General features: G+C 41.6%; 12 protein-coding genes and 1 pseudogene. 8 read left to right on the forward strand and 5 right to left on the reverse strand.

The window, feature by feature from the left end; translation table 11 throughout:
* A partial coding sequence (locus H6G97_RS32705) for a GAF domain-containing sensor histidine kinase (RefSeq protein WP_206759137.1) occupies window positions 1–1293 on the forward strand: 1293 nt, incomplete at its 5' end.
* A 263-nt stretch (window positions 1294–1556) separates the two neighbouring features.
* Here H6G97_RS32705 and H6G97_RS32710 read toward each other — a convergent pair.
* The 4 genes and pseudogenes from H6G97_RS32710 to mobV form a co-directional block, all read right to left on the reverse strand.
* A complete protein-coding gene (locus H6G97_RS32710) occupies window positions 1557–3341 on the reverse strand; it encodes a diguanylate cyclase domain-containing protein (RefSeq protein WP_190944620.1) in 1785 nt (594 codons plus the stop codon).
* 547 nt (window positions 3342–3888) lie between these two features.
* On the reverse strand, window positions 3889–4959 hold the full coding sequence (locus H6G97_RS32715) for a hypothetical protein (protein WP_190944621.1): 1071 nt from the start codon (window positions 4957–4959) through the stop codon (window positions 3889–3891).
* 308 nt (window positions 4960–5267) lie between these two features.
* Window positions 5268–5449, reverse strand: a pseudogene (locus H6G97_RS53180) (tyrosine-type recombinase/integrase); the annotation flags it as partial.
* Between the two features lie 490 nt (window positions 5450–5939).
* The gene (gene mobV / locus H6G97_RS32720; RefSeq protein ID WP_190944622.1) at window positions 5940–7739 is read right to left on the reverse strand and encodes a MobV family relaxase; all 1800 of its coding nucleotides are present in this window, start codon (window positions 7737–7739) and stop codon (window positions 5940–5942) included.
* Between the two features lie 32 nt (window positions 7740–7771).
* On the opposite strand from mobV, the gene H6G97_RS32725 reads away from it, so the two are divergent.
* From H6G97_RS32725 to H6G97_RS32735, 3 genes are all read left to right on the forward strand, one after another.
* Window positions 7772–7975 (forward strand): hypothetical protein, encoded by a 204-nt coding sequence (locus tag H6G97_RS32725; RefSeq protein WP_190944623.1) that lies wholly within the window; start codon window positions 7772–7774, stop codon window positions 7973–7975.
* Window positions 7976–8145: 170 nt separating this feature from the next.
* Complete coding sequence (locus tag H6G97_RS32730) at window positions 8146–9414, forward strand: ParM/StbA family protein (protein WP_190944624.1); 1269 nt, start codon at window positions 8146–8148, stop codon at window positions 9412–9414.
* The gene (locus H6G97_RS32735; protein ID WP_190944625.1) at window positions 9411–9875 is read left to right on the forward strand and encodes a hypothetical protein; all 465 of its coding nucleotides are present in this window, start codon (window positions 9411–9413) and stop codon (window positions 9873–9875) included. Before H6G97_RS32730 ends, H6G97_RS32735 begins: the two co-directional genes overlap by 4 nt.
* Window positions 9876–10149: 274 nt before the next feature.
* Here the strand turns inward: H6G97_RS32735 and H6G97_RS32740 are convergent, their stop codons facing one another.
* Entirely contained in the window at window positions 10150–11616 is a 1467-nt protein-coding gene (locus H6G97_RS32740; protein ID WP_190944626.1) for a hypothetical protein, read from the reverse strand.
* Between the two features lie 264 nt (window positions 11617–11880).
* Here H6G97_RS32740 and H6G97_RS32745 point away from each other — a divergent pair, with 264 nt between their 5' ends.
* From H6G97_RS32745 to H6G97_RS32760, 4 genes are all read left to right on the forward strand, one after another.
* Complete coding sequence (locus H6G97_RS32745; RefSeq protein WP_190944627.1) at window positions 11881–15021, forward strand: GUN4 domain-containing protein; 3141 nt, start codon at window positions 11881–11883, stop codon at window positions 15019–15021.
* 396 nt (window positions 15022–15417) lie between these two features.
* Entirely contained in the window at window positions 15418–16059 is a 642-nt protein-coding gene (locus tag H6G97_RS32750) for a ParA family protein (RefSeq protein WP_190944628.1), read from the forward strand.
* A gap of 2 nt (window positions 16060–16061) precedes the next feature.
* A complete protein-coding gene (locus H6G97_RS32755; RefSeq protein ID WP_104910315.1) occupies window positions 16062–16295 on the forward strand; it encodes a hypothetical protein in 234 nt (77 codons plus the stop codon).
* Window positions 16296–16385: 90 nt separating this feature from the next.
* A partial coding sequence (locus H6G97_RS32760; protein WP_242055537.1) for a DUF1016 N-terminal domain-containing protein occupies window positions 16386–16601 on the forward strand: 216 nt, incomplete at its 3' end.

Below are 16601 nucleotides of genomic sequence, written 5' to 3' on the forward strand. Positions count from 1 at the left end.
GGTTGCTGGGATATGCTTTACTCATGTCACTCTCTCGGTACTGTTTATTATCTATTCACAGCTTATACTGAGAGAGCTTTTTTACACCTTTTCCGACTTTTCAAACATCCTCTAAACGAAAATCAGATATTGCAAGTGGTTGTGCAAGAATTAACCCTCGTGCTAGGTACAATCTGCTGCCATACAGCTTCCTATAACCTGGGATCTGCCACTTCCACTGTCCGTTATCAGTACACAATCTCTGAACATGAAATTATTGCCTCGTCACTTCCATCTGTTGGTCAGGTAGTTTTCATGAACGCTTTCCCTGAAGTGTACCGTCAGCTTCTGCAAGGTGAGCATTTCCAATTTTGTGAAATAGATGTCAGCGCGGTTCGCAAGCCGTTGGCAATTTTGGCTTGCCCGATTATTGACAATCAAGCCATTTTAGGAGACCTTTGGCTATTCAAACAGAAAACGGATGCCTTTAATGAGCTAGAGATCCGGCTGGTGCAGCAGGTTGCGAATCAATGTGCTTTTGCTATTCGTCAAGCTCGTTTATGTCAGGCATCTCAACAGCGAATTGAGGAACTTGAACGATTGAATCATCTTAAAGATGATTTCGTAAGTACAGTTTCACATGAGTTACGCGCACCCATGACTAACATCAGAATGGCAATTGAGATGTTAGAAGGTATTTTGAAACAATCACAGACACTTGAAGCTAAACACAGTAGTGCCACTCGTTATCTGCGAATTTTACGAGATGAATGCCAGCGAGAAATGAATCTGATTAATGACCTGCTGGATTTAACTCGTCTTGATACCAAGACCGAACCATTAGTGCTAACCAGCAAGAATCTTAGTTCATGGATTCTTCAGATTATTGAACCTTTTGAAGAACGATTTTGTACTCAGCAGCAACAGTTGCACATAGATATTCCGACTGAAATACCTGTCTTAACTACTGATTTCTTCCAATTAGAAGGTATTCTAGTGGAGCTATTCAATAATGCCTACAAATATACTCCTGCCAACGAAACTATTGCAGTATTGCTACGTGCCACACCGTCAGCTTTGCGATTAAGCGTGAGCAATTCTGGTGTAGAAATTTCTACAGATGAACTTGCTCATATCTTCGATAAATTCCACCGCATTCCCAGTCATAACCCTTGGAAGCATAGAGGAACAGGATTGGGGCTGGCATTGCTTCGTAAGCGAGTGGAACAACTTCAAAGCACCATTATTGTATCTAACGAGCAGAAGTGGATCACCTTTACACTGCAAATTCCTTGGAGCATAGAGCAGGATTAAAGGATTTAATAGCTGTAGCGACCTGCAATACTAATGGGTTAAACCTGCAATCAAGGTATTTTCAAACCAGGATTAAATGCAACTATAATTGTGCTTCAGCCAGGATTGGGCGATTGGCGGCACAGGCTGGGCTTGATATCAAAGTTCACTGTCACATGATGCGCCATGCCTGTGGGTACTATCTGGGAAATCAGGATTACTACAACACCAGGGAAATACAGGACTTCCTGGCTTAGGCATTCATTTATTCCTCCTCACTGGATTTAGAGCTTCGCAGCACAAACCCACCTATTGCGTCCTTGTTCTTTAGCTTTATACAAAGCTTTATCAGCTGCATTAATCAAGTCTTGAGGTGAACTTTTAGCTGTTGGTTTTTGAATCGCAACACCTAAACTGACGGTCAAAAAAGACTGAAAGTTATTCTGATTTCTATGGGGAATCTTTAACTGTTGAATAGACTTTTGAATTAACTTAGTTACTTTGATAGCACCTAATTCGTTCGTATTTGGCAAAATGACAATAAATTCTTCACCACCATAACGAGCTAGTAGATCAGTAGGACGCTTTAATACAGCTTGTGCTGCACGAGCAACTTGTATTAAGCATTCATCTCCAACTAGGTGTCCATAAAAATCGTTATAACCCTTGAAATAGTCAATATCAAATAGAACTAAAGATAAATAATTCTCAGTTCGTCTTAGTCGAACCCATTCCTGCTCTAAAAATTCATCAAAACAATGACGGTTTGCGATTTGGGTTAGACCATCTAACTTACTAAGTTTTTCTAGCTGAGAATTTGCGAGTTCTAAAGCATGGTTCGCTTGAGCAAGTTGATGAGCTTGAGAGCGGGATTGCTCTAATAATTCGGAATGTTCTAAAGCCACATTAAACTGAGCTGCTAACTGTCGGATAAATTGAATTTCAGGCGTTTTCCATTCGCGTGAACAACGACACTGATGAACACATAACAATCCCCATAAAGTTTTTCCTTTCATTAAAGGTACAACAATTTGCGCCTTGATTTGAAATTGCTCTAGCAGTTGAAGGTGGCAATCCTTTAGCCCAGCTTGATAAACATCTGATAATACCTGTATACGCCCTTGGTGATAAGCAACTGCATATTTTTCACTAAAACAATCATCCTTCACCTTGATGGCGATCGTCGAATCGTAGTCAGGCAATACATTCTCGGAGACAAATTCCCCAGAGGTATAGTTAGATTCCGGGTAAAATCGAAAGATACTGACGCGATCAGTACGGAGAGCTTTACGAATTTCTCGTGCAGTTGTCTTAAACAAGGTGTCTAAATTAAGAGATTCACGAATTTCAGCAACTAAATTAAACAGAATATCTTGCTGCTCATTCGCTTTATGCAGTTCTGCTGCTTTTTGTTCTGCTTGAGCTAAAAATTCTGCTTGTTTAACTGCAAACCCTAACTGTGTTGCAATCTGAGACAGAAACCGAATTTCTAATTTTTTCCATTCATGTGGCTGTGAGTGCTGATAAGCAGCAAGTACTCCCCACAGTTTTTTTCCAACAAAAATTGGTGCAGTTGCATAAGCTCGAATATGGAACTGTTCTAAAATTTCTAAATGGCATTGAGACAAGCCGATTGCGTAGACATCTGAAACAACCAAAGTTTCATTATTACGATATCGTCCACCTTGATGCTCTTGTAGATAAGAGTCATTCCAAACTGTATTTTTTCCTAATGTGTCTACATCATCCCATCCCGGCTCTGCAAACTCAAATTCGCTGACAAATTCTCCACCCCAGTTTTCATCGAAACGATAGACGGCAATCCGTTCGATGCGGAGTAACTTGCAAGTTTCCTTAGTAGCTGTACGAAAGATTTTTTCTAACTCAAGAGAAGCTCGGATTTTGCTAATCACTCTGTAAAGCGCCCTTTCTTGCTCTTCTAGCTGCTGAATTTGAACGTATTTATCATGCAGTTGAGTTTCTAAATCACTAACACTAGGCTGTCCTAAAAGCTTACAGAGTAAATAAGCAAATACTTTCAGTATTTTCCGAACAATCTTGTATAACATACTTAGAGTGTATTAGTAAAAATACAGATGAGCAAAGATAGCGACAACGCTGTAGAAACGTAATTTATTTTGTATTGTATAGCCATTATCCCGCAAGGAAGTTTCGCAGTACTAGCAGATCGACAATGAAATGCCGAAAGCAGATAAAGTTTATTTACTACAAGAAGTAATTAAAAAATACAGACTATTTAAAAACTTGAAACAGTCTGAACTGACTTGAGATGACAAACTGTTTATAGAAAACTTTCAGACTGCATTACACTTTTGGAGTCCGGCGAGAATCTACCTCTACGTAGAGAAATTTCTTGAACAGCTACAAAAAAAAGACTCCTTTTACTCTTGTAAGCTGGGCTTTCTAAGGCATAAAAAGTCGGAAAATAGTAGTTAAGCGACATACTTTGCGCTAAGGCACGAACCCGTCATAAAATGCCCCAACAATTAGGTATTCATCAGCCTTTGAATGCCTATTTAATAGGTAATTTAGCTATTTCTTTTGGCACTGATCTGTAAATAAAGCAACAAAAATACCAACAGCAACAGCGTGCTTTTAGTCGGTGATCTGAACGTTGCCGCCGGAACTCATTGCCGCTTGGCTCGAATCTTTTTGTTCCTCAACCTGATTGAAGGTAGATGAATTCGTTGCCGCTTGGCTCGAAACTTTTTGTTCCTCAACCTGGTTGAAAGTTGAAGTGGTTGTTGAGGTAGCTATCACTTTTTTCTCGGTCTGACTGATAATATCTTTGACTAATCTCTCGCTAAAACCAGCTACGAAAGCAAGTGCAAACAGGGCATACCATTCATCCATTGGTCTGCTGTTATCATTTTTGATTTGTAGTGGTAAAAAACCTGAACTAAGCAGTGTAAACAAAAATATACCAAACGCTCCACCAATTAAAGGTTTAAAAGCACCGATAAGAATTGGAAGAATAGTGTCAGTATATTTTTCATTTTCATATTCTTTGATTCTTGTCAAAATACTCACAATACTGCCAAGAGAGCCAGCAATTCCAACTAGAACCAGCAAGGCAATTGTTCTATCAACGTCATATTGAGTAATTGCAGGTCTTTCTAGCCCCTTAGATGTGGATGTTGATACATTCTGGCTCAAACCAGGATGTTGATTTTCAGATATGATAGGCGCAATCAAAGGTTGAACGATAATCTTCTTATATGGCAGGTAAGGAAGCATTAGATAAATAGGAATCGCTAGACCCAGACCGAATAAGACTTTTACAGAGGTGTTTGACTCGTACAAAACATACTTAAAGCCATTAATTAAGCGCCCAATAATTGGATTAGTAAATTCCCGAACAGTAAATTCGGCATCTCGTCTGATTTTCTTAGCTAAAACTAGTTTTTGTGGACTTTGCTGAAGCAAACTAATTGACCAATTCAAAGTAGACGCAATCACTTCTAATTGTTGCTTTCTTGTTTGATTGTTTTCGCTATTTGCAACAATTAAACACCTGTCAACTCTCCTCAAGAGCGCAATTGACTTAGACATCTCCTCTTGCACATCACTGCTCAAAATTGAATTGCCAGGTAATTCAAACGTTAATAACCTTTTTTCAATAGATTGACTAAGTTCGTAATCCTTACTTGAAACTAGCTTATTCATAAAATTTTTCTCAACTAGCGAATGCTACCGCCCAATAATTTTTACGTTCCTGCAAGTCCAAGTCCAGCAGATCACTTGGCATCAGTGATATTTGGCGAGACTAAAACAGCAACACCAATGACCGCTCTCACAGTTGCCATAAACATGGGAGTTATATCCCGAATTATTTCTGGGGTGAGAGATTTCATACAAGTCAGTTATGGAATTGATTTTGTTCATGGGGTAAATACAGAGCATCAAATTCCAATTCCAGAATTTAGAACCAGTTTTTTTTCTAGAATTTTTGAGTATTTTTTGTGGTATGTAATCTAAAACCTAATCACCGAAACAGCTTTTCGCTTCTGCTCTGGCGTAACCTCGCTTATAACGCTGCAAAGTCCCCAGGTCACTATGACCAGAGATTTCTTGAATAGTTCAAGGGAGGTATCCCGGCGCTTGACATCTGCGCTCTGGCAGTTCGCCTAAACGAGTGGGTGCTGACTCCTTCTAGTAGAGAGTTCGTCGAAAAAAAACTTCGTATACGAACTAAAAACTTACCTCAATGGCTTAATTTTGGCTTCTTTATGTATTATCAAAAATTGGCTCCCATTATGGCTGATTTATGGCACGCCAATGGCATCTTAATGGCAAATGAATGGAAGGAGTGAAACCTCAATTCTCAACTAATCATCACTATTGAGAATTAGGGTTAAAACTGGCACAATTATGGCACGCCAATGGCATGGGTATGGCACAGCAATGGCAAATCAATGGAAAATGCCAGAATTTCTGCATTTTTAAATATCACAGTGATATTATGCTCCAGCCAAAAATTAATATTATTTTCTGACGCACAGCACGCCACGTTTGGCAGAAAGTTTTTTTGAAAAAAAAGTGATGATTTCAATGAATTTCAAATCACTTGAAGCAAAGTAACTACTAAAAAGCTACGTTTATGCTACAAAAACCAATGTACAGTTCACTCTTTTCGACGCTGACTATTAAAGACTCAATTCATCATCCTGCTCCTGCTGTTGCTGATGCTGTTGCCTTAACTGTCGCCCATAATCAAGTAGCTGCTGATTCCAATCATGTGCCTGAGATTTTTTGATTTGGGACTGTGGTATTAGTTCTAATACACGCTGTGCTGCCGCATCAGAGCTTTTATCGTTACCAAACGCCACCACTATATTATTGATGTCTCGCAATCGCTCAAGCGGTAAACTTTTGAAGTCATCAATAGCCATATAGACTGTTCGTTCGGGTGGAACATCGCCCCTGATAAGATATTCCAGCATGGCTCTTGAAATAGCATCAATGGGAGACTTACATAGAATCGCTGTTGAGGTTTTATCATTAGCCTTACCCCCCAAGTGGAAGTAAAACCAACTATCACTGCGCTTAGTGCCTTTAGAGTATCCCTTAAAGCTGTTGTTCTCCCCCCTTGTTCCTCGTAGGAATGCACCGTTACGTTGACCATCAAGATTTCGCATGACAAAAACAGCATTTTGTTGCTGATCAGCGTAAACTAGCCCCTGGTTATGAAGCATTTGAATACAGTCAGAGGGGATGCCACGTTTTTGAGTGAGGTAATGTTCAATGGCAGACCAGTTAGCTTTATCCTCAACAGGTGGGGCGAATTGGGGACGTGGTTCAGTCTGGATAATGTCAGCCGCCCTGTTCTTAACGTGAGCGATCGCTGCACGTTCTACGCCAGCTGACTCGAATCGCTCATCTAACCAGACAACCGCTTGCCGGAAATTGCACTGATTAACGTGCATTACCAAGTCAATTGCACCACCTGATCCCTTTTGTTGATCGGGGGCAAAGTCGTAGAATTTGGGCCCATCTATATTAATGATGTGTCCGTGACCCTTCCATTTTCCTTCCTCGTGGTGTAGCCCCAACTCCCAGGCGACATCCTCTAAGTCCAAGTCGCGCAGTTGTTGGGTTTTCAATTCCAGCGATCGTACAATTTCTTCTAGCCGTTGTCGTTCCTTCTCGCTGGCCCTAGCCCGTTGCTCCGCACTCTCTAGTCGCTCTTGCATGAAAGCGCGGTCAGCCAGTTGGTGGTTGATGGCGTGGAATTGGTGATCATTCTGAATCCGGGCAACGTAATTTGTAGCGGATTCAAGCGGTTGGGGAGCTAGTTTCTTATTCGACCAGACGGCAGTGAGTGGTTCACTGTTAACCGCTTGGTAATATTCCTTTACTTTGGTATGGGTTGCCTTACTGCCCTTAACCCCTCGTTCAATGCCCAAAGGAGCAAGTGCAGCAGCATAACTGTCTTGGAGTTTTGATAACTTAATGCTGGCAGCGCGACCATTACCCCCAAACATTTCTTTGTGGCTTAACTGCTTAGTTTTCTCGTTGATGGGTACGACATAGGCATGAATGTGGGGAGTCGCTTCATCCAAATGCAACTCTGCCCTGACGCACTTATCACCATAGTTGTTGACTAACCAACTGCGGGAAGCCTTAACAAAGTCCAACATTCGGGGATTATCCCATTCACCCGCTAAAGATGGATCATCAGGGCGAAAATATTCTGGGGATGCCGAGAGAAAAATATCGCTACACAGCACGGCATCCTTGCGCGGTTTGTGTAAAGTTGTCTTGGCTATCTTGTTTTTCACCAAAACTTCAAGCGGTGAATCATCCTCCATGCCAATCAGCCGGATATTTTTTTTAGTGGTGTCGGCATTTGGGGTATCTTGTAAACGTGCGGTATGCTTCTCGCTGCCGCCAATGTTGCCGAAAGACTTGAGTTTTTCAACGCGCAGAATCGCTAAAGCCACCATTGTTTTTTCTCGGATTTTGCAGTTGTGCCATCATGGGTGCAAACTCCCCGCAGGGGCGAACGCAACTTTTGTGTTCTGAGCAGAGCGAAGAATGGGCGCAGCCCACCCGCAGGGCACGAAAGTGTAGTAAGTACACCACCAACATGGTACACCGAAGCGAAATTCTGCGGCAACAGCATCCACTCCCACTGCAAAGCGACCTCTTGGCACAAACATGGAGCTACTCAGCACAGTAACAGCGCAACTTGGCACAATTTGGTAAGTCGAAATCAGCATTTAGGGTTATGAACCGAGGTGAATCACGAGTGCCAGATTGTGCTAAATTAGTGCAATATCTGCACTATATAGTGCCAATCTGCTCTAAATCTGCACCAAAATTAAATCATCGTTTTAACCAGCTATTTGCATGACTGACATTTACCTCAGCGTGGACGTTGGTGGGTCGCAAACTAAGATAATTTATCAAGTGGATGACCAGACTAAACCAAATTATGTTCTGCTGCCACCAGCGATAGAAGAGATTACTAAGGATAAACTCAATTTTTTCATGGAACGCTTGGGCTGGATTGGTAGCCCCTCACCAGACCAACAACTGTGGGTTGAGTGGAATAACAGAGTGGTGGTGTTGGGTGAGTTCGCGGCTAACTTTGATCCGCTTGACCGCATTAAGGAACTCAAATATGAGAATGCCTTGTGGAAAGTATTGAGTGCTGTTGGCTTAATTGTTGAACTAAGCTTAGTTAAGGTGACGGCGAAAAAACAAATTAATTTAGAGTTGGCGTTACTTCTGCCGTGGAATGAGTACAGCGATCGCCGTCGCTTTGAAGAACAGTTACGGGTGATGCTGGCTAATTTTACGGTACGCAAACAATATTTAAAGGTGAACTTAGAGCGTTTCTTGTGCCGTCCTGAAGGTGGGGGATTAGCAGCACTGCGAATCAAACAGCAGGGGGTAGACTGGTTACGCAATCAACAACTAGCTGTATTGATGTTCGGTCACAGGAACACGACAGCACTTTATTTTGACCGGGGGCAACTGAAGCTGGGAGATAGTCCACTGTTGGGCTTTGCCAATATGTTGGATATCGTGCTGGATATGACCAGTGGTTTAGACCGAGAGCGTTTAGCTAATTCTTTATTTGATGCACGCTACACGATTATTAATAAGGTCTACAGCAAAGACCGTAATTGCTCGGCACGCCCTGATTGGATAACTTTTGACCGAATACAAGCCCTAGCAAGTGCGAAAGACCCCACTTTAAGACAAAAAGAAATTTCTCATATTGCTGATGCAATTAGAGTGGCAACAGCCCAATATTGGGATAATCTATTGCGGTGGATGGACAAAATATTACCCAGACCGTTGAACGAGGTAATCATCGGTGGGGGCGCTGCTTACCATGTAGAAGTTGAGTTGGAGAAGTATTTTAATTGTGCATGGCAACTCAAGAAAATAGATACGTATAGCAGTGTTTACGAAAGAACTGGTGAATACATCCCCAAAGACGACAAATTGCCAATGATACCGATGGTTTGGGGTAGCGGTTTTATAACTCAGGTGCAAGAAACTTTTAATTTAGATGAGCAGCAAACGTATAGGTATAGTACGTCAGCGCGTCTGGTGGACTGCTTTGGGATGTTTGATTATTTGTTGGGGATGGAGACAAGTCAATGAACCAAAGCAAAAAGAAACGCAAGTCTCTGAGTTTGCGGCTTCAGCCGTATGAGGGTGATGTTTTAGCGGAGGTTGTCGATTACTTGAACTCGTTGCCCAAGGATGAGGCACAGCGTAAGATGGCTGATATCTTGGTGGCTGCTTTCTTGCCAGTGGCGCGATATTCAAGCGGTAATTTTACGCCAGAGCAGATCCGTTTTGCTTGCTGGGAAGCGCAGGACTCATTGAATAAACACGGTAGTTATATGCGTTTTGCACTGTCGGTGGAACAACCGCAGTTTGTTCTATCACAGCCAGCGTTGACTGCACCAGTTGTAGCGGTCAATGCCCCAAGTTACAAGAGTAATGTTTTATCCGAGCCTGAGATTTCAGGGGAAGCGGCTGATTCAATCAGACCTGCTTCAATAGTTCAAGGTCAGGCTTCGTCTCAAGAATTGGATGCGATTTTTGGAGGAGATTGAGCGAAGAATATTTGAACAATAGCCGCCGCAGTTGTAGCTGTTAACTGTGAGGCGGCTCTTGTCGTGCTTATGTAGTTTATTAGTAGTCTTTTTTGAGGGCTATTTTTTTCTTTTTCGGTTTTGACTCTCAAAAACTTTCCGCGCCTTTTGGCGTACTGTGCGTAAGTTTTGGTCAGAAATTTTTGGCGGAGAAATCAGGGTGGTAAATGAGGTTTTTGGGGTCGAAATCCTTCTTATTACCTTATGTTTACCTTTTCGTGACTTGAGAAAAATTCTACGGCTTTGATTCATCTGTTCTCCGCAGAGCATTTGTAACGGTGCTACGAGTTGCTTCGGCACCGAATCCCCAAGCAAGCAGGGCAAAATAATCCCTTAACCCATCAGCACCAAAAGTCGAGCGCTCCAAGTACAGTTGATTGAAACCTGTTCCTGCCAGGAACGTGATCGTAGTTAGATAACCTGCAAAGGAAAAGAGTTGTAGCCGACGATTTGGATTAGGTATCAGCGTTGAAATAACCTTCAAAACCGGATTTTCGTCAGTTGGCAAAGATGGGACTTTAGTAGCAGGTGAGACAGGTACTTCGGTGACTGGCTCAGTAGCAGGAGTTTCACCTCGTACCGACTTGTCTTGCCCACGTTTGAATTCTCCCAAATTGTCGATTAGCAGGATATCCTCAACTTTATTTTTCAATGCCTTGAATGCTTCAGCAGCCTGATTGATTTCCGTCTCAATTACCTGTAGTTCAGCTTGCTCAGGCTGATCGGAAGGCAGAAGGTTGCTCAACTGCTGCTTGAGGTTGGTAGCGTTGTCTTTCAAGTTTTGCAATTTTTCCTGATCAGGTGGTTCCAACTTGTTCATCTTGAAGTCATCCAGCATCTTCTGAAAATCAACCAGTTGATGATAAACACGCAGGCAAAATGCTTGTTGTCGAGAGAGACAGTTAATTTGTTGACCAAACTCACTGGGATTGGCAAAGTCCGCCACTCTCAACAGGATGTCTTTCAAATCACGCTGAATTGCCTGAATGTAGCGAGTTTTGAAGTCCTGCGTGGCTAGGCTTGCCAGTTTCTCTTCTAAGCTTGTTCCCACGTTCAATGCCTCTAGCCATTCTGCCCGCTGGCGAAACCACTTACTCCAAAGATTTCTGGCTTCCGTAATTGACTGTTGAGCTGCTTCCAGTTGCTTGGTATCCCGTGCGAGTTTGCCATCGACTAGGTGGGTTGAGATGCGTGATGCAAATGATGGGGGGATGTCTTTATCACTTTCAAACTGTGTCCGCAAACTCTCTAAACCCACGGTAACTTCATCAGTGGTTCTGCCCCAGCGGCTGTAGCTGGAAACGGTTGTCCCCAGAATCACACCAAACACCAGTAGGGCAAATGGCAGATACCAGGGGTCTTTAACCCGGATGATCACAGGAACCGAAAGCTCATTGCCCTGGTAGCTAATCAAGACATCGCCCCGAAACTCACCGCTTGGAGCTTCCTGTAGATTAAATTCCACAGGAAAGTTCTCTAGATTATCGACATTAACCTGGGCAATGGTGGAAGGAAGGGTGATCAGGCGCTTGGGAAAGACTCGATCGCGATCGGTGTTGTACAAATCAAAGGCATAGATGCGTAAGTTCGTAACAGGAGCAGTTGAACGCAGAGTTAATGTGCGGGTTTCACGGGCAACTGCTCCACGCGTTCCCGTCACCGTTAAAGCCTCCGGTGTCGCAAGCACTTTAACCTGTGCCAAGACTGGCTCACTGAAGAGAAATCCCAGCGTTAATATGGTCAGACTCAATAGGCTATATTTAAGGACTTTCATCATGGATGCAAGGGGGACGTACTGGAAGGGCGGATTGTTGCCTGGAGTAGTTTATCTCTTAACAGAATTTAACCAGAAAACCTTCCTTGTAGAACCACCGTGAAGTTTTATTAGCAAAAGACCTACCACCCTTTTTGTAGAGGACATAATCGTTGAAAGAGTATCCGAGCGGACAGAAAGGTGACAATTGAGATGAGCGATCGGTTTGAGCAAGGTTATGCCTGTGTGATCGGCATTGGTGGAGATTTACCCAGCACTGTTGGCGATGCGAAAGGTCTGGCAAAAATCCTCAAAGATCCGGAGCGGTGCGCTTATCCAAACAATCAAGTTAAGTTGCTGACAGGTGAAGAAGCAACCCGCTCCAATATCATGACAGCCCTAAAGACCTTAGCGAATACGACGAATGCTGAGTCAACGGTACTGATTTACTTTTCTGGACATGGACATCAATTGATCAAGCCCCTCAAGTCTTACTACTTGATGCCGCATGGGTATAACACAGAGGATTTGCCGGAAACTGCGATTAGCGGTGGAGAGTTTACAGACCTACTACGGGAGATTCCTGCACAGAAGCTCCTAGTAGTGCTGGATTGTTGCCATGCGGGTGGGCTGAGTGATTTATCTAGTTTCCAAGTTACGAAAGCTCCTTTGCCTCCTGAAGCGCAGAGAATGTTTACCAAGGGTGGTGGTCGCATTATGATTGGCTCTTCACGGCCAAATGAGTTGTCTTATGCGGGTGAACCCTATAGTGCCTTTACTTACACGCTGATTAAAGGGCTGTGTGGAGCAGGAGCCGTTAAACAAGATGGATACATTCGGGCAACAGATTTGGCGATGTATGCTAGCAATATTGTACCAAAACTGACGGATGACAAGCAGCATCCCGTTTTAGACATTGATAAGGCGGACAATTTTATCCTGGCGTATTACGCAGGTGGTCAATTGCAACCGAAGGGCTTGCCAAGTGAGTTAGAGGATCAGCCCAAGATTGAGTCAAAGCCAGGTCAATTGAATGGCTATTCACAGCACTTAGAGGCATCTGGCAAAGGTGCAGTCGCCGTTGGTGGGAGTGCCAATGGTGCAACAATTATTACTGGCAAGCAGATGACAGGCAAGTACAACATAGATTTTGGTAGTGCCCAAGGCATTACTACTTCAGATGAGCTAAATGGCGTAATCGAGCGGATTGAAGCAGGTACTTGGACGGGGACTGAAGCAGACCTAATAGATCTACGTTCTGCTCTAACTAACAGCCAGCAGGTGGTGCAGCAGCTGGCAAAGTTTAATGTCAGCCTTGGAGAAGGGCGAGGTATTCATATTGGCGATCACACCTACTACTCCTGGGGTGAAGAAGCACTTCGTGCCTTAGCTTGCATGATTCATTTTGGCATTCAGCTTTCTGATGGTGAGTCTCTAAAATCTAGAGTTAGAGAGAAACAAGCTTTCTATCGAAACAAAATCCAAGAAATTAAACGTAAAAAAGACGATAGATTAAGTCAGTTAAACTCTGAATATCAAGATAAATTAAGGCAACTAGAGTCTAATCATCAAGATAATTTAAGAAAGATAGAAACTGAGCATCGAAATGAGCGGGATAAAGAAATAGAGCAGAGAATCTTATATTTGACAACAAAGGAAAGTGAGATAAATCAATATATAAATAAACAGTCACAATTTCTTTCAGAGGCAGAAAAACAAGGTCGATTACCATTTGATGTACATCGTGGATATGCGCAACGACTAACTTTAGCTAGACAAGATCTGGTTAAAGTTGAGCGTGAAATTGAGTTTTTGAGGCAGAACAGGTTCCGTGTTGCGTCACAAGGTTCAGCTGCGCGTTTGTCTGTAGATAGGTATTTCGAGGGTAAAAGATTAGAACTTGTCAATTATTTAGTTAGTAAAAAAAATATACTAGATTCAGATTTACAGAGAGATCAAGTAAAAGAAGAAGCAAGTGCAGCAAATGAAATTAGGAAGATTGAAAAGGATGGAAGAGAAGAAATTTATAGATTTATAATTCAATTTTACCTATTTAAAGAAGGATATCCTTTCAGTCAAAACTCTCTTGATGAATTAAAACAATTAAAATTAGAAATAGAAATTAGAACAGATGAGATTGAGACAGTTGAAGAATCAGAAATTAAACCTTTTTATCAAAAAAACTTGAATAAGTATAAGGAGACATTTGCCGAAATAATAAATAAGGAAGGCTACCCTTTAGGTAAAACGACTCGTACTAAGCTAAACCAAGAGCAAGAACTATTAGGATTGAAATATACAGATGTAAATCTTGCTGAAAAATTGATTATAAAGCCTTTTTATCAAAAGAATCTAAATAATTATGAAAAGGAACTTTTACAAATAATAAATGTAGAAGGTTATCCTTTTAGTGAAATATCTCGTAAGCGATTAAATCAGAGGCAAATATCATTAGGGTTGAAATGTGAAGACATAAACTTCGTTGAGGAATTGATTGCTAGGCATTTATACGAAGAGAATTTGAATCAATATAAGAACGAATTTATAGATTTGATAAGTGAAAAATCTGACATTTTAACTCAAGAATCCCTTGCTAAATTTCGAACTAAGCAGAAAAAAATAGGACTCAAAAGTAAAGATATTAAAGCTATTGAACGGTTAATTATTAAACAATTTTATCAAGTAAATATAGATAAGTACGAGAAAGAATTTAATCAAATAGTAGGGAAAGAAAAGCACTTTCTAGATAAAGACATTAAAGTTCAATTAAATCAAAGACAACAATTGCTGGGAATTAAATTATTAGGTTTTAGTAACAAAGATATAGAGATCGTTAAACTTCTTATCAAGAACAGTAGAGATAGACATGAAACTATTGACTATTTATCTAGCGACTTGTTCAAAGAACACTACCAGAAAATGCGGAATCTATTAGCCTCTTACTATTGGAAAGAAGCAAACGAAGAAACTAAAAGTATTTTATTTAGGTTAGCAGGAATTACAAAGCGAGACAATCTTAAATTAATAGAGGAGAAATCTATAGAACAGATTAATGTAGAACGTATGAACAGTATTGAGGTACTGCAACTTAGTATAATCAGTACACTGTGGAATGTATATAGTGAGGGGAAGTTCGGCTTTCACAAACAAAGAAAGCTTTTTGACCTAGTAGGCAGAAATTATAAAGCTTTTAGCGAAAATGTAGGATGGAAAGAAAGAACGTTTTTTCTACTTGATTTTCTGAGTTGGAAGTGTGATAACGACATAATTTTTAATATTGATGCTCCTGAAGGACACTTACCTTTTTGGAGACCTTACATTATTGAGCCTGAACAGTTTTTAATGAAGTTTTAGACGAGTACCGTGCTAATTCAAGTACGGCTTAAGAACCGATGGCAGTAAGCTAATTTCAGTCATTTGGGTTTTATGGAAGTTGGCTAAATCTCATGAAGACCTTTCGTGTCAACCTTTTCTAGATTTTTGTACTGTACTGAATCCTCTAATAGTCTAAAGGCTGATTGTAAAAATTCTGGAGGTGCAACCGCAAACAAATTCTGCGTGATAGTAGTATTTGTCCTAAGTAGTAGCAGATCGCTTTTTTGCTCCATTTCGGCTTGAACAGCCAATTAGCGAAAAAGCGATTTCGTTATTTCGTTAAATACATATCTCTTACAAAGAACGAAATCGTCTTTGCATTGGGACGAAAACACGATATAACTAATTCGCTATAGGGCGAAAGGACGAAATTTCATGACCGTATTGGTGGGTGTCATTTCTCAAAAAGGGGGGGTAGGTAAAAGCACCCTTGCTCGGCTTATTGCTCGTGAATATGCTGCTGCTGGCTGGGATGTAAAAATAGCTGACCTGGATATTTCCCAAGGTACAAGTACCGACTGGAAACAACGCCGCGAAGTAAATGGTATTCAGCCGGAGATTGCTGTTGAACCATTCCGCACTGTTGCTCAAGCTCTGAAACACGCCTCGGTTTATGACCTCATGGTTATGGACGGGCCACCACATTCTATGCAAGGGACACTGGAAATTGCCCGTGCAAGTGATTTACTTGTCTTACCCACTGGTTTATCACTGGATGATCTCAAACCATCCGTATTGTTGGCGCATGAATTGGTAAATGCCAAAATCTCTACAGATAAAATTATTTTTGTTTTATGTCGAGTCGGCGATCGGGAGAATGAAATTGAGGATGCCCGATCATATATTCATAAAGCTGGATATGTCACAGTGGCTGGCTCAATCCCTGAAAAGACGGCTTATCGTCAGGCAAGTGATAACGGTCGTGCTGTTTCTGAGGTCACGTTTCCTACTTTGAAGCAACGGGCAGAACAAGTAGCCCAAGGAATTATTGATTTATTGAGCAAGCAAGAGTCCTAATTATGTCAACTAAACCACCTCCACCACCTCGCAAACCAAGCAAAGGTGAACCCCCTAGCATTAAGGAAACAAAAGACAACTTGGAGAAGCCCGATCCAGGGGAAATTTCCAACCTGAATTTTAAAGTACCTGCCGAGTTTAAAAAGGATTTTAAAATTGCAGCTGCTACTTACGGTTGTACCCAAGTCGAGTTATTGCAACGGATTTTTAAATACTGGACGGATAATCACGGCTAATCAAGATTCGTCATTTAGCGAAATAACGAAAAGACGATTTATTGCTTTAGTGAGAGGCAATAATTAAAGAGAATTTACACGGGTTGGGGTATGGCGGATAACTTATCACCAATGGATAGCTATGATGACTTTTTACGAGAGTTAAAAGAACGTATACGCAACGCCCAAGTAAGAGCAGCTTTGTCCGTTAACAGTGAGTTAGTGTTACTTTATTGGCAAATCGGGCGCGAAATTATCATCAGACAGCAGCAGCAGGGATGGGGTGCAAAAGTTATCGAACGTCTCGCCAGAGATTTAAAAGCAGCT

This window comes from Nostoc flagelliforme FACHB-838, from assembly GCF_014698065.1.
Lineage (GTDB): Bacteria > Cyanobacteriota > Cyanobacteriia > Cyanobacteriales > Nostocaceae > Nostoc > Nostoc flagelliforme_B.